18 protein-coding genes are annotated in these 22,808 nt (G+C 55.9%); 9 read left to right on the top strand and 9 right to left on the bottom strand.

Going from position 1 to position 22,808, the window contains the following annotated elements; translation table 11 throughout:
* Nucleotides 1-21: 21 nt before the first annotated feature.
* Nucleotides 22-2,079: a methylmalonyl-CoA mutase family protein gene (locus ACXAIA_RS03900; RefSeq protein ID WP_475348196.1), complete on the bottom strand. Its 2,058-nt coding sequence runs from the start codon at nt 2,077-2,079 to the stop codon at nt 22-24.
* 290 nt (nt 2,080-2,369) lie between these two features.
* Between ACXAIA_RS03900 and ccrA the strand changes: the two genes are divergently transcribed.
* The 3 genes from ccrA to ACXAIA_RS03885 all read left to right on the top strand — a co-directional run bounded on the left by ccrA (nt 2,370) and on the right by ACXAIA_RS03885 (nt 7,828).
* Entirely contained in the window at nt 2,370-3,650 is a 1,281-nt protein-coding gene (gene ccrA / locus ACXAIA_RS03895) for a crotonyl-CoA carboxylase/reductase (protein WP_475348195.1), read from the top strand.
* A 184-nt stretch (nt 3,651-3,834) separates the two neighbouring features.
* On the top strand, nt 3,835-5,502 hold the full coding sequence (locus ACXAIA_RS03890) for an acyl-CoA dehydrogenase family protein (RefSeq protein ID WP_475348194.1): 1,668 nt from the start codon (nt 3,835-3,837) through the stop codon (nt 5,500-5,502).
* 235 nt (nt 5,503-5,737) lie between these two features.
* Nucleotides 5,738-7,828, top strand: coding sequence for a methyl-accepting chemotaxis protein (locus ACXAIA_RS03885; RefSeq protein WP_475348193.1), 2,091 nt, complete (start codon nt 5,738-5,740; stop codon nt 7,826-7,828).
* 86 nt (nt 7,829-7,914) lie between these two features.
* Here the strand turns inward: ACXAIA_RS03885 and ACXAIA_RS03880 are convergent, their stop codons facing one another.
* From ACXAIA_RS03880 to ACXAIA_RS03850, 7 genes are all read right to left on the bottom strand, one after another.
* Nucleotides 7,915-9,252: a ferredoxin reductase family protein gene (locus ACXAIA_RS03880; protein WP_475348192.1), complete on the bottom strand. Its 1,338-nt coding sequence runs from the start codon at nt 9,250-9,252 to the stop codon at nt 7,915-7,917.
* Between the two features lie 189 nt (nt 9,253-9,441).
* Nucleotides 9,442-10,608: an adenosylhomocysteinase gene (locus ACXAIA_RS03875; RefSeq protein WP_475348191.1), complete on the bottom strand. Its 1,167-nt coding sequence runs from the start codon at nt 10,606-10,608 to the stop codon at nt 9,442-9,444.
* A gap of 104 nt (nt 10,609-10,712) precedes the next feature.
* The gene (locus tag ACXAIA_RS03870) at nt 10,713-11,417 is read right to left on the bottom strand and encodes a glutathione S-transferase N-terminal domain-containing protein (protein WP_475348190.1); all 705 of its coding nucleotides are present in this window, start codon (nt 11,415-11,417) and stop codon (nt 10,713-10,715) included.
* A 199-nt stretch (nt 11,418-11,616) separates the two neighbouring features.
* The gene (cynS, locus tag ACXAIA_RS03865) at nt 11,617-12,057 is read right to left on the bottom strand and encodes a cyanase (protein WP_475348189.1); all 441 of its coding nucleotides are present in this window, start codon (nt 12,055-12,057) and stop codon (nt 11,617-11,619) included.
* A 36-nt stretch (nt 12,058-12,093) separates the two neighbouring features.
* Nucleotides 12,094-13,002, bottom strand: a complete 909-nt coding sequence (locus ACXAIA_RS03860; protein ID WP_475348188.1) for an ABC transporter ATP-binding protein — start codon at nt 13,000-13,002, stop codon at nt 12,094-12,096.
* Nucleotides 13,003-13,013: 11 nt separating this feature from the next.
* Nucleotides 13,014-13,844, bottom strand: a complete 831-nt coding sequence (ntrB, locus tag ACXAIA_RS03855) for a nitrate ABC transporter permease (protein WP_475348187.1) — start codon at nt 13,842-13,844, stop codon at nt 13,014-13,016.
* A gap of 1 nt (nt 13,845) precedes the next feature.
* Nucleotides 13,846-15,312: a CmpA/NrtA family ABC transporter substrate-binding protein gene (locus ACXAIA_RS03850; protein WP_475348186.1), complete on the bottom strand. Its 1,467-nt coding sequence runs from the start codon at nt 15,310-15,312 to the stop codon at nt 13,846-13,848.
* Between the two features lie 212 nt (nt 15,313-15,524).
* On the opposite strand from ACXAIA_RS03850, the gene ACXAIA_RS03845 reads away from it, so the two are divergent.
* Nucleotides 15,525-17,468: a sigma 54-interacting transcriptional regulator gene (locus ACXAIA_RS03845; protein ID WP_475348185.1), complete on the top strand. Its 1,944-nt coding sequence runs from the start codon at nt 15,525-15,527 to the stop codon at nt 17,466-17,468.
* A gap of 64 nt (nt 17,469-17,532) precedes the next feature.
* Here ACXAIA_RS03845 and ACXAIA_RS03840 read toward each other — a convergent pair whose 3' ends face one another.
* Nucleotides 17,533-18,429 (bottom strand): DMT family transporter, encoded by an 897-nt coding sequence (locus ACXAIA_RS03840; RefSeq protein WP_475348235.1) that lies wholly within the window; start codon nt 18,427-18,429, stop codon nt 17,533-17,535.
* 106 nt (nt 18,430-18,535) lie between these two features.
* Between ACXAIA_RS03840 and ACXAIA_RS03835 the strand changes: the two genes are divergently transcribed.
* The 5 genes from ACXAIA_RS03835 to ACXAIA_RS03815 all read left to right on the top strand — a co-directional run bounded on the left by ACXAIA_RS03835 (nt 18,536) and on the right by ACXAIA_RS03815 (nt 22,792).
* A complete protein-coding gene (locus ACXAIA_RS03835; protein WP_475348184.1) occupies nt 18,536-19,849 on the top strand; it encodes an aminotransferase-like domain-containing protein in 1,314 nt (437 codons plus the stop codon).
* Nucleotides 19,839-20,225, top strand: coding sequence for a twin transmembrane helix small protein (locus ACXAIA_RS03830; protein ID WP_475348183.1), 387 nt, complete (start codon nt 19,839-19,841; stop codon nt 20,223-20,225). The genes ACXAIA_RS03835 and ACXAIA_RS03830 overlap by 11 nt, the downstream gene beginning before the upstream one ends.
* A 39-nt stretch (nt 20,226-20,264) precedes the next feature.
* A complete protein-coding gene (locus ACXAIA_RS03825) occupies nt 20,265-20,837 on the top strand; it encodes a cob(I)yrinic acid a,c-diamide adenosyltransferase (protein ID WP_475348182.1) in 573 nt (190 codons plus the stop codon).
* A 254-nt stretch (nt 20,838-21,091) separates the two neighbouring features.
* Nucleotides 21,092-21,841 carry an electron transfer flavoprotein subunit beta/FixA family protein gene (locus ACXAIA_RS03820; RefSeq protein WP_167720998.1) on the top strand — a complete coding sequence of 250 codons (750 nt, stop codon included), beginning with the start codon at nt 21,092-21,094 and terminating at the stop codon, nt 21,839-21,841.
* Nucleotides 21,842-21,856: 15 nt separating this feature from the next.
* Nucleotides 21,857-22,792 (top strand): electron transfer flavoprotein subunit alpha/FixB family protein, encoded by a 936-nt coding sequence (locus tag ACXAIA_RS03815; protein WP_475348181.1) that lies wholly within the window; start codon nt 21,857-21,859, stop codon nt 22,790-22,792.
* The last annotated feature ends 16 nt before the right edge of the window (nt 22,793-22,808 follow it).

Below are 22,808 nucleotides of genomic sequence, written 5' to 3'. Positions count from 1 at the left end.
CTGTGTCTGATCGGGTGATCGTCAATACAGGGTGGCGTCGCCCTGATTGTCTTGTGTCCCTTTTGGTGAGACGACGGATTTCTCCGACGCCTTTTTATCAACCAGATCGACAATCTCGGAAATGACCTTGGCCAGCTGATAATCCTTCGGGGTATAGACTGCCGAAACCCCCATCTGGCGCAGCACCAGCATATCGGCTTCGGGAATGATGCCCCCGACAACCACCGGGATGTGACCGGCCCCTTTGGCGCGCAACCCATTGACCACTTCACGCACCAGCGGCACATGCGACCCTGACAGGATCGAAAGCCCGATCACATGCGCGCCGTCTTCAATCGCATTGCGCACAAGTTCCTCTGGCGTCCAACGAATGCCTTCATACAGCACTTCGATCCCGGCTTCGCCCGCCTTGACGGCGATCTGCTCCGCCCCGTTGGAATGGCCATCCAGTCCCGGTTTGCCGACCAGCATCTTCATGCGTTCGCCAAGCTTGTCGGAAACCTGATCAACACGCTCACGCAAATCCTGAAGGTTTTCCTCTTCGCCTGTGACGATCATGGATGTGATCCCGGTCGGTGCCCGGTACTCACCAAACACATCGCGCAGTGTTTCCGACCACTCCCCCGTCGTTACCCCGGCATGGGCACAGGCAATCGAGCTTTCCATAACGTTGCGCTCTTCGCTGGCAGCCGACTTCAAATCCGCCAATGCGCTATCAACCGCTTTCTGATCACGATCCGAATGCCACGCTTTCAGTTTCTCGATTTGCTCCTGCTCGGCCATGTCATCGACGGTCAGGATCGATTTTTCACCCGATGTCAGCGGCGATGGCTCGGTCTCGGTAAAGGCATTCACCCCAATAACCTTGGTGATCCCGCTTTCAATATCGGCCAGACGCAGCGCGTTGGAGCGCACCAGTTCCTGTTTCATATAGCCACGATCCACGGCGGCAATCGCCCCACCCATGGCATCAATCTTGGCAAGTTCTTCACGTGCGCCTTCCTTAAGCGCCCCGACCTTGCGTTCAATCGCCGGGTTGCCGTCAAACAGATCCTCATATTCCAGAAGATCGGTTTCATAGGCCATGATCTGTTGCAGGCGCAGCGACCATTGCTGATCCCATGGACGCGGCAGGCCAAGCGCCTCGTTCCAGGCTGGCAACTGTACCGCACGGGCCCGCGCATTTTTTGACAGAACGACCGCCAGCATTTCGATCAGGATGCGATAGACATTGTTTTCAGGCTGCTGTTCGGTCAGCCCCAATGAATTGACCTGAACGCCATAGCGGAACCGGCGATATTTGGCATCTTCAATGCCATAACGCTCGCGGGTGATTTCATCCCACAATTCGCAGAATGCCCGCATCTTGCAGATTTCGGTGACAAAGCGAATCCCGGCATTCACAAAGAATGAAATGCGCCCGACCACCTTGGCAAAATCTTCTTCGGGCACCTGTCCCGAATCGCGCACCGCATCAAGCACCGCAATCGCCGTTGCCAGCGCATAGGCCAGCTCCTGTTCGGCCGTCGCCCCGGCTTCCTGCAAATGGTACGAGCACACATTCATCGGATTCCATTTCGGAACCTCGCGATAGGTAAAGGCCGCCACATCGGTAATCAGCTTAAGACTGGGGGCCGGCGGAAAGATATAGGTCCCGCGTGACAGGTATTCCTTGATGATGTCGTTCTGGGTTGTGCCCTGCAGGCTTGCCCGCGCTGTGCCCTGCTTTTCGGCCACCGCAATATAAAGCGACAAAAGCCACGCCGCCGGCGCATTGATCGTCATCGATGTGTTCATCTGATCAAGCGGAATGCCGTCAAACAACGTCATCATGTCGCCCAGATGCGAAACCGGCACGCCGACTTTGCCGACCTCGCCACGCGCCAGAACATGATCGGAATCATATCCCGTCTGGGTCGGCAGATCGAAGGCCACCGAAAGTCCGGTCTGCCCCTTTGCCAGGTTCTGACGATACAGCGCGTTTGATGCCTGTGCCGAGCTATGCCCGGCATAGGTGCGGATCAGCCACGGGCGATCGCGTTCCGGCTTTGCTGCATTGCGCTTGTTTTCCATCAACATCGCGACCTCTTGTATTTTTATTACCGATTTTCTTTACGATAATTACGTGGAAACGTTATTAAATTATCCACTAGACAATGTCGAAGTAATTATATAACAATTTGTGCAACGCGATAAAAGCGAAAACAAATATCGCCTCGGTTTCGCCTGCGATTAATCCGCAGAAAACCGGGATTTGCCCGGGGAAACAGAACAAATTCCGTGGCTTGGAGGATTCGTCGACCGCAACGCAGCATAGGTAATTTCATTACCCTGCAAACCGGATCGACCCCGAACAAGGAGTGAAGGCCATGAACACGTCCGCTGAAGTGCTGCCTTTCCGTGGCGGTCAGGAAGAAAAAGATCTTTATGAAATCGGCGAAATCCCGCCGCTCGGCCATGTGCCGAAAAACATGTATGCCTGGGCGATTCGCGAAGAACGTCACGGCGAACCCGATACCGCCATGCAGTGCGAAGTGCTGCCGGTCACCCAGCCTGACAGCCACGAAGTCCTCGTTCTCGTGATGGCGGCGGGTGTGAACTATAACGGTGTGTGGGCGTCGCTCGGCAAACCGATCTCGGTCTTCAATGTCCATGATTGCCCGTTCCACATTGCCGGATCGGATGCATCGGGCATCGTCTGGGCTGTGGGATCGAAGGTGACCCGCTGGAAAGTCGGCGACGAAGTTGTCATTCACTGCAACCAGGATGACGGCGACGACGAAGAATGTAATGGCGGCGATCCGATGCTGTCTCCGACCCAGCGCATCTGGGGCTATGAAACCCCCGACGGGTCATTCGCGCAGTTCACCTGTGTTCAGGCACAGCAGCTGATGCCGCGCCCCAAACATCTGACCTGGGAAGAAAGCGCGTGCTACACGCTAACCCTTGCCACCGCCTATCGCATGCTGTTTGGCCATCGCCCGCATATCCTGCGTCCGGGGCATAATGTTCTGGTCTGGGGAGCATCCGGGGGTCTTGGCTCAATGGCGATCCAGCTGATTACGACCGCCGGGGCGAATGCGATTGGCGTCATATCCGATGAAACCAAGCGCGACTTTGTGCTTGGGCTCGGGGCCAAGGCCGTGATCAACCGCAAGGACTTCAATTGCTGGGGCCAGCTTCCCACCGTCAACGGTCCGGAATTTGGTGACTATATGAAAGAGGTCCGCAAATTCGGCAAGGCGATCTGGGACATCACCGGCAAGGGCAACGATGTTGATATCGTCTTTGAACATCCGGGCGAACAGACCTTCCCGGTCTCGTGCAACGTTGTTAAGCGCGGCGGCATGGTCGTGTTCTGTGCGGGTACCACCGGCTTTAACCTGACCTTTGATGCGCGTTTCGTCTGGATGCGTCAGAAACGTATTCAGGGCAGCCACTTTGCCAACCTCAAACAGGCGGCACAGGCCAACACCCTGATGGTTGAACGCCGGATTGATCCCAGCATGTCCGAAGTCTTCGCCTGGGAAGACATCCCGCGTGCGCACATGAAGATGATGCGCAACGAACACAAGCCCGGCAACATGGCCGTTCTGGTTCAGGCCAAACGCCCGGGCATGCGCACCCTTGAAGAAGCAGTCGAAGGATAATCCCACATCAGGCCCCGGATTCTCCCAAGTCGTTTGGGGCCTGACCTTCGACTGATTGTTGGCACCCTGCGCGCATTCTCGCCCGATTTGCGCCGGGGTGCCACCACCCTCTGAACTTTGTAAACGATCCGCGCAATCGCCCCACAGGATTGCACAACGAGGACCCGATCCGAGGACCTGAATAATGACTGAGAATGCCCTTTTGCCCGACCTCGAACATTTGTGCGATGACGCGCTTTCTGCACTCAGCCCTGTCTATGATGCGGCTGAATATGCCGTGCGCACCGCTGTCACGGTCGATGGCCGGATCAATGCCGACGCCTTTGATGAAAACCAGTTTGCCGCACATGGCTTTGCCTGGTTCACCACCTATGTCACAGCCTTGGGGCAGATGAAGGCATGGGCAAGCAGGCTTAAGGATCAGGACAAGTTCGGCACGCTCGAACATCTGATCCTGCAATCGGCCTTTGGGGAATATCTCGCCCAGATCATCGGCGGCATTCCGATGTCACAAGGCGAGATCATCCGTCTTTCGACCCTTGGTGTCGCAGATAACCTGATTGCTTCGCTTGCGGCAAACCCGTCGGTGGCAACCCTTGCCCAACATGGCAATTCGGATGCCGCACGCCGTGCGATTGCCGCCGAAATCGAAGACAGCCTCGATACCGGGCGCTTTGGCGAAACCGGGCTTGAGGACGAAACCCTTGATATGGTGCGCGATCAGTTCCGCCGCTTTGTCGAGGAAAAGGTATCCCCGCATGCCCATGGCTGGCATGAACGTGATGAGCTGATCCCGATCGACATCGTCACGGAAATGTCGGAACTCGGCGTGTTCGGTCTGACCATCCCTGAAGAATTTGGCGGCCTTGGCATGGGCAAAACCGCCATGTGCGTCGTGACCGAGGAACTGTCACGCGGCTATATCGGTGTCGGCTCGCTCGGCACGCGTTCAGAAATTGCTGCCGAACTGATCCGCCTTGGCGGCACAGACGCGCAAAAGGAACATTACCTGCCCAAACTGGCATCGGGCGAGATCCTGCCAACTGCGGTCTTTACCGAACCCAACAATGGATCGGATCTGGCTCATCTGCGCACCCGTGCGGTCAAGGATGGCGACAGCTATAAAGTCACTGGCAACAAAACCTGGATCACCCATGCCGCGCGGTCGGACCTGATGACGCTTCTGACCCGAACCAACCCGGATGAGGCCGGCTATCGCGGCCTTTCCATGCTACTGGCCGAAAAGTCACGTGGCACGGACGAAAATCCGTTCCCGGCCGATGGCATGTCAGGCGGGGAGATCGAGGTACTTGGTTATCGCGGCATGAAGGAATACGAGCTGTCCTTTGACGGTTTTGAAGTGCCCACCGAAAACCTGCTCGGCGGTGAAGAAGGTCAGGGCTTCAAACAGCTGATGGCAACCTTTGAGTCGGCCCGCATTCAAACCGCTGCCCGTGCGGTCGGTGTCGCCCAGAACGCGCTTGAGATCGGCATGCGCTACGCCAAGGACCGCGTTCAGTTTTCCAAGCCGCTTTATGCCTTCCCGCGGGTGTACGGAAAAGTTGCATGGATGGTTGTCGAAACCATGATTGCACGTCAGCTGACTTACTTCTCAGCCTTTGAAAAAGATCAGGATATCCGCTGCGATATCGAGGCCGGGATGGCCAAAATTCTGGGCGCACGTGTCGCCTGGTCGAATGCCGATAACGCCCTGCAAATCCATGGTGGCAACGGTTATGCGCTGGAATATCAGATCAGCCGCGTGCTGTGTGACGCCCGAATTCTCAATATTTTTGAAGGCGCTGCCGAGATTCAGGCACAGGTCGTCACCCGTGGCATCCTAACCCGGTGAATCTGATAACATTCTGATTTACTGATGAAATTGACATTCGAACCGTGGCCCCTGTGAACAACGAGGGCGAACTCGGCCCGCCATCTATGGCGGGCCCTTTTTCCATATCAACCTAAAGTATGATATCTTATAGACTTACCTAAGGTGCTACACTCTCCAAAAGCACACACAGAAGGCTAAAAATCTGTGAAAAGCGGGCTAAAACGCACGCATGGAACAAGGGAGTGAAACGTAAATGAATCACACTTCTGCAATGCCGGAAAATACAATCTATGCGCGAATTGAAGGTACAAAAGACCTTTTTGCGCAGCACGGCGAACAGCTTGCAGAAAATCTGGTTTCGGAACTGCTGGGCTCTGGGCAAAACAGTGCCGCCCCGACCGATCCGAAAAGCCACGTCGAAGGCCTGACCGCAAGGTTCGCCGCACTGGCTAATGCAAGCAGCGCCGCCGCGCTCAATGACTGCCTTGACGATCACGTTCTGGCCGATGCCGTCACCGGACTGGCACCGGATCAGATTGTGCTGGCCTATCACCAGGTTTCGGCAAATTGCGCCACCCTGGCCGCGCGCACCAAAGGCGGTGCTGCGGCGGCCGATGCTGCGCGCTGCCTGTTGATGGCGGATATGAGCAGCCTGATCACGGCCCGCCAGAATGCCCTGACCGGCGAACGATCCGCTTCCGAAATCCAGTCGATGTCGGAAATCATCGAACGTGAAACAGATAACATCATTTCCGAGGTCGGTTTTCAGGCTGGGCGCACCAACGATGTTGCCCAGGCCATGGAAAGCGATGCCAGCGAGCTTTCGCAACTGGTCGAACGCATCACTGCCACCACCGATATCGCCAGCAACAATGTCGCCACCGTGGCCTCTGCGACCGAAGAATTGCAGGCATCAAGCCACGAAATCGCCGATCGCATTCACAAAACCAATGACATCGCCGGGCAGGCCGTGACACGCGCCCGGGAAACATCGACCACGATGGGCAGCCTGTCGGAAACCGCGACCGAAATCGGCAAGGTCGTTGATATCGTCAAACGCATTTCCGATCAGACCAAGATGCTGGCGCTTAATGCCACGATCGAGGCCGCCCGTGCCGGGGATGCCGGCAAGGGCTTTGCCGTGGTCGCGAACGAGGTCAAAAACCTCGCGACCCAGACCGAAAAAGCCATCCTTGATATCAACGCCCAGATTACCGCCATTCAGGGTGCTACGTCCGAGGCGGTCACCGCCATCGAAGGCATTGGCGGGGCGATTGATGAGGTCAGCCAGCTTTCAAGCGATATCTCCGCATCGGTGGAACAGCAAACTGCGGCCATTTCGGAAATTTCGACAAGCGCACAGGAAGTCTCGACCCACATGCAGGGCATTTCCGGTGACATCGAACTGGCCAGCGAGAAATCGCACAATGCCAGCCAGACGGCCGAAAACCTGCGCATTCTGTCATCGAACATCCGCAACGACATCAACCAGATGGAAACCCGGTTCCGTATGGTTCTGCGCAGCGCAGACAGCACGAACCGCCGTCACGAAGAACGCGTGCCGATTGCCGTTGATATCAAGATCGATTTTGGCAATGGCGACGTCCGCGACGGTGTCACTGCCGATATGTCGATCGCAGGGCTCCTTGCGCGCATCGAGGCCAGCGAAGAAGATCGCAACAAGGCGATCACCATCACCATGGAAGACGGCACCCGCCTTAAGGGGATTGTCAAAGCACACTCTACCCTTGGCACCCATATCCAGTTCACCGAAGTCGACGAGGCCGCAACGCAGGTCATCCTCGGCCTGCTTAAGAAAACCAGCGAACATGACGAAAAGATCGCCGGCCTTGGCAAGGAACTGGCAGGCGAACTGGGCAAGGTTCTTGAAAGCGGTTTGCGCAATCAGGAATTCACCCATGAAGACCTGTTCAACACCCGTTATGAACCGATCCCTGACACCGATCCCAAGCAGTTCATGACACCCTATATTCCGTTCACGGACCGCAACTTCACCCCGCTTCAGGAAGCGATGCTTGATAAGGACGACCATATCGTCTTTGCCGCGGGCGTGGATACCAACGGCTTCCTGCCGACCCATAACAAGGTCTATAGCCAACCCCAACGTCCGGGCGAACCCGCCTGGAACATGGGCAATTGCCGCAACCGGCGCATCTTTGATGACCGGGCCGGTCTGATGGCCGGGCGCAATACCAAGCCCCATCTGCTGCAGACCTATTTCCGTGACATGGGCGACAGCGTCGTCTTCATGAAGGAATGTGACGTTCCGATCATGGTCAATGGCGAACAGTGGGGGAACCTTCGGATCGGCTACAAGTCCTAGGCAATCCCGACAGATTTGGATAACGAGCAAACAAAAGCGGGCGGTTCAATCACGAACCGCCCGCTTTTTTTGATGTTGCTTGGGGCTTACCTGAAATCAAACAGCTCCTGATGGAACGCCCGGCCGGGCAAGCCTGCCGCCACCATGTCGGCCTTGATATCCTCACCGAACTGGCGCGGTCCGCAGAACCACACAGCTGCGTCGCGCCAATGCGCCACATCACTGCGCACTTGCGCCCCGGTCAGGAAACCGTCGCGGGCATCGCGCCATTCATGCAGCCGCACGCCGGCACGTTCCGACAGATCCTTGATCCGCGCCATCAGCTTGTCATCGCAATGCGGTGCCACCTGATAGAAATCGATCTGAAGCGCTGCCGGATGGGCCACCAGATCCTCAAGCCAGGCAACAAATGGCGTCAGGCCAATGCCCCCGGAAATCCAGATTTGGTGGGTTTGCGCGCGATCAAGGGTAAAGGTCCCGTAAGGGCCTTCCAGTCGGACCGTGTCGCCCGGTTTCAAGGTTTCCTGAAGCGTGTTGGTATAGTCACCCAGCTTCTTGGCAATGATGGTCAGACCCGGCACCCCGTCATGCCAGGCGGATGCAATGGTAAACGGATGGGGCTCATTGCTGTTACCAAATCTCGCAAAGGCAAACTGCCCGGCCATATGCCCTTTCCAGCCACCATCGGATTTGATCGCGATCTGCAGCGACTGCATCTCGGGCAGATAATCCACTTCGACCACCTCGCCAGTGGATCGGCGCCCGGCGCCAACTTTCCCGAACAGAACAATGATCGCCGATACGGTGCCCACGACCAGCATCACCGCCAACGCCCACCCAACCGGCGTTGTCCAGTTGGCGAAATCAAGCAAGACGATGCTGTGATAGACCAGCACAAGATAAATCACCGCCAGAACCGTGTGGGTCTTGGCAAACCAGCGATACGGGATACGTTTGATAAGCGCGACAAGGATCAGGACGACCGCAATATAAAACGCCCACTCGCCGACACTTTCGGCCAGATGGCGATGTTCCAGAAACAGCGATTGCGCCCAATGCATGCCCGATCCATCCGGCCGCGGCCCGCGCCGGCGCGGCTCAAGAAGTTCAAGCGCCACCGCCCATTTCGGTGCCATCCGCCACGCCCAATGCAAGGTCGCCACCACCAGCACGGTGATGCCAAGCCACTTATGCAGACGATATGCTTTGTCCAGACCACCCAGACGGCGTGTCAGCCACACCGGACGGATCGACAAAAACAGGATCAGGGTCATCATGCCAAAGGCAAGAAAGCCCGAATACTGGACCATCAGATTGCGAAAACCGACAAAGTCCTGATCGGCAAAAAGTTCGGGATTAACCGTCAACCACAGGGCGGAAAGGCCAAGCAAGGTTCCAAAATATAGGCGCGTGATGTTTTTCATGGGTCCGGTTCCTGAAATCCCTTAACGGCCCGTGAAATAACGATACCAACACGCGCCTTGCGACGCTTTGATTTAAACAAAATTACTTCGTAGAATTATGTCGGAAACCCCCGAAAAATGTATCAAAACGTATCAGGGCAGCTGCATGCACCCTGCAGCTGCCCTGATGTCTGACGATCTGGTGCCCGCTTAACTATGCGAATGCAGGATCGCTTCGGCGATTTCAAGTTCGACATCTTCCGGGTAGGCATAAAAGCCCGGCTTGAATGACGTCGCCCCGTCCGATGCCAACCAGTCGATGCCGCGGATCAGAATGGCGGAGAACGGATCAAACAGATCCTTGCCCGATCCCCCCATGCCCGGTGCGAGGTTCAGCAAGCTGCCGCGATTAAGAAGATAAACCTCACGACTGTTATCGAGCTCGAACCGTTCGATATGGCGGCGCATTTTCGTACGCGTCTGGGTATCGAGCCATTTGACATCAATCTCGGTATTGGAATGACCGACATTGACCAGGATCGCACCGCGACGGCACTGTTTGATCTGCGTTGCGCCCAGAATGCCTGAAAGTCCGGTGGCGGTAACAATGATCGCGTTTTCCCTCAAACCGTCTTCAAGGCTGACAACCCGGCAGCCATGATGCTGCGCCTCAAGGGCACGCACCGGGTCACGTTCGGCAACCGAGACCACCGCGCCCAGATTGCGCGCACGCTCGGCCACGCCACGCCCGACCGGGCCAAAGCCGATCACAAGGACGGAACGGCCATAAAGCGCCAGCCCCGTCACATTGGAAAAGACCGGCCACATTTCCTGCGCCACATGATGGCGGTTATGCAGACGGTCCTTGATGGCAATGTCGTTCCAGTTAAACACCGGGAAGGAATAAGCGAGTTTTTCCACGCGATGGACACCGGTCGTGGTCGCTTCAAGCGCACCATCGACCTTGTGGCCCTTTTGAACAAATGCCTCAATCAGTTCGCCGCCCATATCTGCAATAATGTCGGCTGGCTCGGATGACAGGATATCGATGCTTTTGGCGTATTCTTCGGGTGTCATCCCCGAAAAGGCATGGACTTCCACACCGTTGGCGGCAAGGTATGCGGCAGCAACGTCATCGGTGCTGTCAGGGTTACACGCCCCGACCTTGACCGTTGCCCCCGCCTTCACAAAGGGCAGCAATGTGGGAATGGTGTCTTCAAGAACGTGCTGGAAACTGACGATGGTCTTGTCGCGCAAATCACGCTTGGCGACATAGTTTCCGTATTTCGCCGTCACCGGACAAATCACCTCGCGCCAGGCAAGGGTCTCGTCTGTGATCTGTTGGGCAAGGGCAGCGTCCTTGATGCGGCTGGTCATGTTTGGTCTCTTAGCTTCGTGGGAAAATCCGATTACCCCATTAATTAAGACCAGCCTGACCGGATGGAAAGCATTTGTATCCATCCGGTCAAAATCAGCATCGGTTAGTCGCGCGCCGGAACGTTCAAGCCGCGCTGCACAGCCGGGCGATCAAGTCCGCGCTCAAGCCACGCCGGAACGTTTTTAAGCTTGTCATACTCAACCAGATGACCAGCCTCATAGAACGCATTGATGGTGCGCACCCAGCCCAGCGACGCAATGTCGGCAATGGAATATTCATCGCCCATGATCCAGTCACGCCCTTCAAGACGGGTTTCAAGAACACCGAGCAAGCGTTTGGATTCATTGCAATAACGATCAAGCGGTCGCTTGTCCTCGATCTCCTTGCCAGCAAATTTGTGGAAGAAGCCAAGCTGGCCAAAGATCGGACCAAGTCCGCCCATCTGGAAGTAAACCCACTGAATGGCTTCAATACGTTTGGCCGGATCAGCGGGCAAAAGCTTGCCGGTTTTTTCCGCCAGATACTGAATGATCGCACCGGATTCAAACAGACCAAGCGGTGCACCATTCGGCCCGTCCGGATCAATGATTGCCGGGATTTTGCCATTCGGATTCAGCGACAGGAATTCCGGCGTCCAGGTTTCGTCTTCGCCGATATTGATCAGATGCGGTTCATAGTCCAGACCGGTTTCTTCCAGCATGATCGAAACCTTCACCCCGTTCGGGGTCGGCAGGGAATAAAGCTGGATGACATCCGGATTTTGCGCAGGCCAGCGTTTGGTAATGTCGAAGCTCGACAGATCAGCCATGATAAAGCCCTTTCCAAGTCAATGTGTTGTTGACCATAAGATTTAGACGATCATGGAAAATGCGCCACCGGCAATCTGGCAACTTATTGTTTCCTGACCGGTGCTGCCTAGATCGCCCGCCCCAAAAAAGCAAAACCGGCCTGCGTGAAACAGACCGGTTTCGTCTTCTGTCATGACTGCTCGTGCCGGGTGGTTTTGCTTACCAGGCGCGGTATTTCAGGAATTTACCATCAAGGGTAATGACAACGCGGTCGCCCTTGGGATCTTCCTTGCGCTCGATATACATTTCGTAGTCGATCGCACTCATGATGCCATCGCCGAATTTCTCGTGGATGATTTCCTTGATGGTTTCACCGTAAACACCCACCACTTCATACAGGCGATAAATCGCAGGATCGGTCGGCACGGCCTGATCCCAGATTTTCATCGGGCATTCCTGCAACACAGCCGATGCTTCGGCTGGCAGATCAAACAGGGCGACCAGCATATCGGCCTTGTCCTTTGGCGCGGAATTCATGCCAAAACAGACAGACGTCGTCCAGACCGGCGACATGCCGATCTTGCTTGCGACTTCTTCCCAGCCAAGGCCTTTGGCCTTTTTGGCTTCGATGATCATTTCTTTGACATCTGTTTTTTTCACAGCTTTTCTCCTTCTGAGTAATCAACGTGCGTTTGGTTATTCCGCCCGGCTGGTCGCCGGTTTGCGGTTGTCTTTCTGATCCGAAATCACCCCATGTGCGCCAAAGCGCACAACGGATGGCTCGGCCACGGCGCCGTCTTCCTGCTTGCCGGCCAGTTCTTTGGACCGGGTGGCAAGGAATTCGACCAGGTGGTTTCGGATGTCGTAATAGTCGGGATGATGGATGATGTTGGCCCGTTCGCGCGGGCGCGGGATATCGACCTGAACGGATTCGGCAACGCGCGCATAGGGCCCGTTGGTCATCAGCAAAATGCGATCGGCCAACAAGATGGCTTCATCCACATCGTGGGTAATCATGAAGACGGTCTGATCCGACCCCGACCAGATCCGGATCAATTCATCCTGAATGCTGCCACGTGTCAGGGCATCAAGCGCCCCGAACGGCTCATCAAGCAGCAGCAATTCCGGCTGGATCGCAAAAGCACGCGCGATCGACACACGCTGACGCATGCCGCCCGACAGTTGCGATGGCTTGCGAAGCTCCGCCCCACCGGCCAGCCCGACCATTTCCAGATACTTCATGGAATGGTCCTGAACCTGCTTCTTGCTCCAGGATTTGTAGCGCGCCTGAACGGCAAAGGTGACGTTCTTGAGCGCGGATAGCCATGGCAGCAGGGAATAGTTCTGAAACACGATCCCGCGATCAAGGCTGGGGCCTGAGACTTCCTTGCCATTCATGATGACCGCACCTTCGGTCGGTTCATCAAGACCCGCAAGGATATTGAGGATGGTCGATTTGCCACAGCCGGAATGGCCAATAATGCAAACGAACTCGCCCTTTTCGATCCCCAGATTGACGTTTTCAAATACCGTCAGGGCATCATTGCCCTTGGGCGCTTTGAAACGCTTGGTCAGATTCTGCAAACTCAGGAATGGTGTCGACATATTAGGTCTCCTTATTCCTGATACTGCACAAGACGTGCGCAGTAGGCGAAGGCGGTATCAAGCAACATGCCGACAACACCGATCATGAGGATCGAGAACACCACGCTGGTCAGATCAAGATTGTTCCATTCGTTCCAGACGTAGTAGCCAATCCCGGTCCCACCCACGAGCATCTCGGCGGCCACGATCACCAGCCACGCAATGCCGATTGAAATCCGCATGCCGGTCAGGATGGTCGGAGCTGCTGCCGGAAGAATGACGATCCAGGCGGTTTTGAACGCGCCCAGTTCATGGGTGCGCGCGACATTGACCCAGTCTGATCGAACCCCCGCCACACCAAAGGCGGTATTGATCAACATTGGCCATATCGAACAGATAAAGATGACAAAGATCGCCGAGGCCTGACTGTCCTGAATGACAAACAGCGCCAAAGGCATCCAAGCCAGTGGGGAAATCGGGCGAAGGACCTGAATAAACGGATCAAGCGCCTTGTACATCAGGGGTGACATTCCGATCAGGAACCCGACCGGAATGGCAATGGCCGCCGCAAGGAAATAGCCGCTCAGAACGCGATAAAGCGAATATCCGATCTGGATACCGATCCCCTTGTCGTTGGGACCGGCATCATAGAACGGGTTGCTGAGCTCTTCCCATGCCTTGGCGATCACGTCTGACGGCGGCGGCACAGCAGCTTTCGGCTCTGCCCCGCCCATCAGAAGTTCATATTCTGTAAGTTCGCCAGCAAGTTCCTGCTTTGGGCTGGCGGCCTCCCAAAGACCGAGGAAGACCGCCAGAAGCACGAGTGACAACACCAAAGCTCTGGCATTGAGCGATGCCAGCATATCAGCTTACCCCTTTGCCGATGGCAAAGCTGTTGACATAGGCTTCAGGCTGATCGGGATCGAACGTCTTGCCCATGATGGTATAGCTTTTGTAGGTCTCGGTCGGCGCTTCATACCCAAGGTCTTTCATCACCTTGGCGCAATCGGTCGCGACATAGACTTCTTCGGCAATTTTCTTGTAATCGACATCGCCCTCGATATAGCCCCAGCGTTTCATCTGGGTCAGGATCCACACACCCATCGAGTGCCATGGGAACGGGTCGAAATCGATGCGATCCGGAACGTTCTTGACCTCGCCCAGACCATCGGCATAACGGCCGGTCAGAACCTGCTCAATCACCGGAACCGGCTGGTTCAGATAGTTGGCCGGCGCAATCGCCGACGAGATTTCCTTGCGGTTTTCGGGCTTGGCGGCGTACTGGGTCGCATCGACGATGGATTTCAAAAGTGCGCCATAGGTATTCGGAAGCTCTTCCGAGAACGCTTTCGAACAGGCAAATGCACAGCACGGATGACCTTCCCAGATATCCTTAGTCAGCGTGTGCAGGAAGCCGATCTTTTCCCAAACAGCACGCTGGTTGAACGGATCGGGCGACAGATAGCCATCAAGGTTACCGGCACGCAGGTTTGCAACCATCTCGGGCGGCGGAACCACACGGATCTGGATGTCTTTATCCGGGTCCAGACCATGCTCGGCCACGTAGTAACGCAGCAGGAAGTTATGCATGGAATATTCAAACGGCACACCGAACTTGAAGCCTTTCCAGTCTTTCGGATCGCGCTTGTCCAGATGGTCGTTATGCAAAACGATGGCCTGACCATTGATGTTTTCAACAGCCGGTATCAGGAACGGCGTTGCAGTCGACCCCGCCCCCATCGAAATCGCCAGCGGCATCGGCGTCAGCATGTGCGACGCGTCATATTCATTGTTCAGCGACTTGTCGCGCGCCACGGCCCAACCGGCTGTCTTGATGACATCAACATCAAGGCCGTATTTCTCATAGAAGCCCATCGGCTGGGCCATGATGATCGGTGTTGCGCAGGTAATCGGCACGAAGCCGATATTAAGCTTGGATTTCTCCGGCGTGCCCAGATCATCAAGGATCGCTGCCTTGACCTTGTCGATCGGCAGGACCGAGGCAAGGGCAGCCATCATGGTGCTACCACCGACCATCTTGGCAAATGACCGACGCGAAATGTCGTTATGACCAAAGACCGACCGCACGATCGCACTGTCGATGGCACGATCAAGGATTTCCTCGCTCGTTTCCGGTGATTTGGCGTCCATATCGCCCATATCACTGTGCGCCGGCATGCTGGCCAGATCGTGTTTCAGGCCATGGTCATGGTCTTTGTGTGATGCATGTGTATGTCCGGTTTTTGACGAACAGTCCTCACAACCACAGCCCTTGCTGTGCCGCAGATCGGTATCGCCGCTAAATGGATTGCCCAGACTTTTGACTGACATGTGATCACCCCCTGTTGTTGTTACGCCGCCTGATCGGCAGCACCAGATGTTCACAGTCCCTACAGCAACGAGCGTGCCATTTTGTGCAATGCGTCATTTTTCGGTGAAAATGCTGGACTCTTGGCGGGGAGGGTGCGACGCTTGCCCATCACGAAAATTCGTAGTTTACGAAATATCGTATCAAATATTACGAAATTTCGTAGGAGTTGCTGATGGGACTGAATGAAATCAATCCGATACCGGTGATGATCGAAAACCTGTACTTGCAGGCATTACTGGCACACACGCACCCAACTTTGTTGATTCACCCAAAATCTGACCGGATTGTCTTTGCCAATCAGGCGGCCGCGAACCTGCTGGGACGCAGCATCGAAGAACTTCTGGCGACCTCTATGAGTGCACTGCACAAAGGACAGGTACCCAGTCTGGTGGTGTTTAGCGAGGCGGCCTTTTATCACGGATTTGCCTGGACCCGTGGACTGGACCTGACCCGCCCGGACGGCACCGAACTGAAACTCGAACACGAAGCACGTCCGCTTGTGCTTGAGGGCCAGGAATACCTGACCGTGACGATTTCCGATCTTGATGCCCGTCATCGCCGCGATGTCGATTCCGAGGCCGATGACTACCTGCGCGAAGGCATTGCCGAATGGCGCCGTGCCGAACGGTTTTTCCGCGAAATCGAACGTGAAAACCAACTGATCCTGGGTGCTGCTGGCGAAGGCATTTACGGGGTCAACAGCGATGGGGTAACGACATTCGTCAATCCGGCCGCCGAACGCATGCTGGGCTGGACGGCCGAGGAACTGGTTGGTCGCGAAGTCCATTCGATCATCCACCATTCCCACATCAATGGCGATCCGTATCACGTCGAACACTGCCCGATTTACAACGCCTTTCGCGAAGGCATCGTGCGGCGCGTCGATGACGAGGTTTTCTGGCGCAACGACGGCAAACCGATCCGCGTGGAATATACCTCCACCCCGATCCGCGATCATGGGCTTGTGATCGGTGCGGTGATTGTCTTTCGTGACATCACCGAACGTAAGATTGCCGAGGAAAAGCTGCACGCAGCCTTGGCAGAGGTCGATCGCCTCCGTGAACGGCTTGAGCTTGAAAACGCCTATCTGCAGGAAGAAATCCTGTCGACCAACAACCACCACGAAATCATCGGTCAGTCCGATGCCATTCAGGGCGCGCTTAAACAGATTGACCTTGTCGCCCCAACCGAGGCCAACGTCCTGATCACAGGCGAGTCCGGGACCGGCAAGGAACTGATTGCACGCGCGATCCATCAGGCAAGTGCACGATCTGACCGTGTTCTGGTGCGTGTGAACTGTGCCGCGATCCCGCACGAACTGTTTGAAAGCGAGTTTTTCGGCCATGTCCGCGGTGCCTTTACCGGCGCGGTTCGCGACCGTGTCGGACGGTTTGAACTGGCCGATGGCGGCACACTGTTTTTGGATGAGGTCGGGGAAATCCCGCTGGAACTGCAAGGCAAGTTGTTGCGTGTTTTGCAAGACCAGAAATTCGAGCGCATCGGCGAAGAACGCACCCGCGAGGTCAATGTCCGCCTGATTGCAGCCACCAACCGCGATCTCAAGGAAGAAGTCCGGCTGGGTCGTTTTCGCGAAGACCTTTATTTCCGTCTTAACGTCTTCCCCATCGAATGCCGCCCGTTGCGTGAACGGCCTGATGATATCCCGCCACTGGCATCACACTTCCTACGCAATATCTGCCAGCGCCTGAATATCGCCCAGCCGACACTGACCAAGGGGCAGGTCCGCACACTGCAAAACTACGGCTGGCCAGGGAATGCGCGCGAACTGGAAAACGTCATCGAACGGGCCGCCATCCTTGCCCATGACGGCAAACTGCATTTCGACCTGCCCGAACATGGAGGGCGCGACAGCCGCAATTCACCAACACCTGAAACCACCCCGGAAAGCAAACCGCAAAAAGCCGTTCTGACCCGCGATGAACTGCGCCAGACCGAATATGACAACATCATTCATGCCCTGACGATGACCAAGGGCAAGGTGTTTGGCAAAAATGGTGCGGCTGCCCTTCTGGATATCAAACCAACCACGCTGGCATCGCGTATCAAGAAATTCAAAATTGACCGTCGCAGCTTTGCAGTAGATGAGACCCCGTAATCGAAGGGAAACAGCGCCCATAACGTATCCGGAAAAACAGCAGATCAAATAAGATGTCCGTTCATCATGAACGGCGCGTCAACCAGACGCCGAATATGATAAGCCCCGCAGAGATCAGGACACTGAGCGAAAGCACCTCGCCCAGAAAAGAAACGGCGATCGCAATGCCGACAACCGGCTGAAGAAACTGTAATGGCGCAACGGCTTCGGCCCCAGCCTCACCCAAGGCAAAGAACCAAAGCGCATAGCCAATTATGGTGACGAAAAGAACCAGAAACACCAATGCCGATAGTTCAAAGATGCCCACCGTGGACCAGTCAAAACCGATTGCCTGCGGTATCGTAAATGGCGCAAAGGCCAAAGCCCCCACCGCAATCGACCAAGCCGTTGCCGGCCACTGTCCCATGCGCGCAGAACTTCGCCCACCATACACATAGCCGACGCTGGCAAACAGAACTGAGATCACCACAATACTATCGCCCAGAAGCGTTGCCGATTGTCCGGTCGTTGCGCCAGCACCGCGCGCATTCATCAGCAATGCAATTCCCGCCAATGAAATAACGCTTCCTGCCCACCAGATCGCCTTGGGCCATCGGTTGGTTATGAGAAAACTTAGCAACCCCGTAAATATCGGCGCGGACGCCAAAATCACAGAGGCATGCGTCACTGATGTTTTCAACACACCAATGCTAAGCAGCAGCGGATAGGCCATAAAGCCACACAATCCTCCGATAAAGAGCTCCCCCCTCTCTGACCATTGCTTGGGAAGTCGGTCGCGAGACCGCACCAACAAGGGCAACAGGACAATGCCCGCCAGCACCGAACGCAACCCGCCGATCAGCTCCGCTGGAATAACCCGGCCTGCAACGGCGGTCGCTGCGGCTGATGCACCCCAGATTGCGACCGCAGCAAAAGCCGCAATAAGCGCCACAGTCAAGGGCTGCGCGGCGGTGTTTTTCATTGAGGCATTCTGCATATCGGTCATTTTCCTTTTCGTGGACTTGCTTGCCCTAAGCTTGACTGCCAGAATTGTCTGACTCAATCAAAACATTGTCTGGCATATAATAATGACATGGACCCCGACGCTTAACCCCGCAGGATCGCGCTACCTCGCATTGGCCGAGGCCATCGAACGTGCGATTGAGGCCGGCGAACTGAAGACGGGTGACCGGCTGCCGCCGCACCGTGATATTGCCTGGCGACTGGGCCTTGATACCTCGACAGTCACAAAAGCCTACCGCGAGGCATCGCGCCGTCACCTGATTCATGGTGAAGTCGGTCGGGGTACGTATGTCCTTGGCCGCAGCAGAGCGGCCGAGATGTTTGCATCCCGCAAGGACGATACGAAGATCATTGACCTATCGGTAAATACTCCCGTCACGACACCAGGCGATGCGTTTGCAAACGCGATAGAGCAAGCCGTCAGAACGCCTGGCGCAGATTGGCGGGGATATGCGACCCAGAAGCTTATTCACCGGCTGCAAATCGCGGGGGTTCGATGGCTGGAAACGCGTGGCGTCGCGGCACGCCCCGAAGAAGTTGTGCCGGTGGCCGGTGGTCAGGCAGCACTTGCTGCAATTCTCAATGTTCTTGACATCAGACGCCTTGGCACCGAAGAGCAAACCTATTCAGGGGTCATGGCGTTGGCGCAAGGGCGCGCTATGAAAGCCTTCGACTTGAAAATGGACGACGACGGGGTTCTCCCAAAAGCTTTATCCGATGCCTCCGTTGATGCAGCAATATTGTCTCCGACGCTGCACAATCCGACGGGAAAAATCTGGTCCGAGGCGCGTCGACGGAATTTACTCACAGCCGCTGCAGACACCGACACACTCGTCATAGAAGACGACGCTTACGGACCATTCGCAAATATCCCGCCAATGGCCTCTTTGCAATCTGACGCGTCAATCCTGTTCGTCTCAACACTTTCCAAAACTGTCGCCGCCGGACTTCGAACCGGCTTTATCTGGGGCAAAGGCCCGATGATCAACAAACTAAATTCATCGGTCTACGCGACAAGCTGGAGCATGGCACCGCTCATGATGGAGGTTGCTATCCAGTGGATCGAAAATGGCGGCGTAAATGAGCAAATCACCCACCAGCGACTTGAGATCGAAGGAAGACATCGTATCGCAACGACGTATTTTCCCAATCTGCGGGGAAATCCACCTTCACCTCACATATTCGTCCCGACGCGAGCACCAGCTGAGCTGTTTGAATCGGCAGGTGTTCGCGTTGCCGCCTCCGCATCCTTTTCCAGAAGAGCCGAGGCTCATCCCGGCATACGCATCAGCTTGAGTGCGGCAGCATCTCGGGTTGAGCTTGACATTGCGCTCTCTCGATGTGCGAAAATTATTCACGCACAGTCTGGTGCAGAATAAGGCTGCTCGTAACGAAACCAACCACGCTGGCCTCACGTATCAAGAAATTCAAAATCGACCGTCGCAGCTTTGGCGACAGCGAAACCATCGACTAATTGCCAAAATTGCCATCGTCTGGTTGCCTGTTGCCTCCGTTTGGCGCAGCATGTCGCCGTCGGCTGGAAACAGGGAAGAAACAGGTATGGCTGCTTTTTTACAGATTGGTGTTTTGCTTGCGATGGCTGCTGTCGCCGGGGTCCTGATCATGGGCATCGTCTCGATGGCACGTGGCAAGGATGCGCGCAAACAAAACAAACTGATGCAAATGCGCGTCCTTTTACAGGGCCTGGCCCTGTTGCTGCTTTTCATCCTGTCGCTGATGGCGGTCGGCTCCTAAACAAACCCCAAACAGACACATCAGGATTACAGACGCGACATGGTTCAACTGACTCGTATCTATACAAAATCCGGTGACAAGGGAAAAACCGCCCTTGGCAATGGCACGCGCGTGCCCAAAAACGCGGTCCGCGTGGATGCCTATGGCACCGTTGATGAAACCAATGCCGTGATCGGTGTCGCCCGCCTGCATGCCGAGGGTGCCGTGGACGACATGCTGGCGCGAATCCAGAACGACCTTTTCGATCTGGGTGCCGATCTTTGCACCCCGGGCGACGGCAGCGACGACAATCCCGAACAACCCGCCCTGCGCATTACCGCCACCCAGACCGAGCGCCTTGAAACCGAGATCGATCAGATCAACGCATCGCTCGATCCGCTGAAATCATTTGTCCTGCCCGGCGGCAGCGCATTGTCGGCACAGCTCCATGTCGCGCGCACCGTGTCGCGCCGGGCCGAACGCCTGATTGTTGAGCTGGCCGGGACCGAGACGATCAACTCGGAAGCCGTTCGCTATATCAATCGCCTGTCTGATCACATGTTTGTCCTTGCCCGCCATGCCAATAACGGCGGCAAGGATGATGTGCTCTGGCAACCTGGCAAAACCCGATAATCCGACCCGATAGCAAGTTTATCGGACAAAATCCTTGTTCCCTTGCGGATTTTTGCCGTATCAAGGCTGCGAAGGGCATCAAGATTTTCGTGAAGAAGTTGTCGTTAACGTCAACACCTTTACGTAAATTGACAACCTGCGTAGCACTACCTATTGTGCGTCGCGGGGAAAACATTACCATGCGGGTCCGCTTGCGTTCGGCTCAGGCCGGGGCAAAGCCCGCAGTTTCGACAACAAAAACGAACAGGTCTGTCATGAAGGTTCTTGTCGCCGTTAAGCGCGTTGTGGATTACAACGTCAAGATCCGTGTCAAACAGGACCAGTCTGGCGTTGAGTTGAACAACGTTAAGATGTCCATGAACCCGTTTGACGAAATCGCCGTTGAAGAGGCCATCCGCCTCAAGGAAGCTGGCACCGCCACAGAAGTGGTTGCTGTCTCGCTCGGCGTTAAACAGTGCCAGGAGACCCTGCGCACCGCCCTTGCCATGGGTGCCGATCGCGGCATTCTGGTCGAAACCGAGGACGAACTCCAGCCGCTGGCTGTTGCAAAACTCCTGAAAGAAGTCGTTGCCAAGGAAAGCCCGGATCTCGTGATCCTCGGCAAACAGGCAATTGACGATGATGCCAACCAGACGGGCCAGATGCTGGCTGCTTTGCTGGATTGGCCGCAGGGCACCTTCGCGTCCAAGGTTGTCGTTGCTGACGGCAAGCTTGATGTCACGCGTGAAATCGACGGTGGTCTTGAAACCATCAAGATTGATCTTCCGGCAATCGTTACCACCGACCTGCGCCTCAACGAGCCGCGCTACGCGTCGCTGCCGAACATCATGAAAGCCAAGAAAAAGCCGCTCGACACCATGAGCCCGGCCGACCTTGGTGTTGATACCGCGCCGCGCCTGAAAACCCTGAAAGTTTCCGAACCGGAAGCACGTCAGGCAGGTGTCAAAGTTGCCGACGTCGCAGAGCTTGTCGACAAGCTCCGCAACGAAGCAAAAGTAATCTAAGCGGGGATCAATCAAATGAGCATTCTTGTTATTGCCGAACACGACAATACCGAACTGAAGGGTGGCACGCTCAATACCGTTGCTGCTGCTCAGAAAATCGGTGGCGACATCACCGTTCTGGTCGCGGGCGAAGGCTGCCAAGCCGTTGCTGACGCCGCTGCCAAGGTCGAAGGTGTCTCCAAGGTTCTCCTCGCAGACAACGCTGCCTACGGTCACTTCCTGGCCGAAAACATGGCAGGCCTGGTTGGCGAACTGGCAGGCGATTACAGCCACGTTCTTGTTCCGGCGTCTTCGTCGGGCAAAAACTTCATGCCGCGCGTCGCTGCCAAGAAAGATGTCGCACAGATTTCCGACATCACCGACGTTGTCGATGCCGATACCTTCGTTCGTCCGATCTATGCCGGTAACGCCATGGCGACCGTGCAGTCATCTGACAGCCTCAAACTGATCACTGTCCGGACCACCGGCTTTGATGCGGTTGCGGCCGAAGGCGGTTCTGCTGCCGTCGAAGCTGTCTCTGTGGCAGCTGATGCTGGCAAGTCGTCCTTCGTTGGTCAGGAACTGACCGAGTCGGAGCGTCCGGAACTCACCGCCGCTGGCATCGTCATCTCTGGCGGTCGTGGCATGGGGTCGGGTGAAAACTTCCACCTGATCGAACCGATTGCCGACAAACTCGGCGCTGCCATCGGCGCTTCTCGCGCTGCGGTTGATGCGGGCTATGCCCCGAACGACTGGCAGGTCGGCCAGACCGGCAAAGTTGTTGCACCGCAGCTATACATTGCTGTAGGCATTTCGGGTGCTATTCAGCACCTTGCCGGCATGAAGGACAGTAAGGTCATTGTCGCGATCAACAAGGACGAAGAAGCGCCGATCTTCTCGGTCGCTGATTACGGACTTGTCGGTGACCTGTTCGAGGCCCTTCCCGCTCTGGCGAGCGAACTCGACAAATAATCTGATCCCCGTTAGG

The sequence above is a fragment of the Thalassospira sp. ABL2_045 genome (assembly GCF_056161285.1).
The sequence above is the reverse complement of the archived record's forward strand: the minus strand, read 5'-3'. Positions and strand labels throughout refer to the sequence as shown.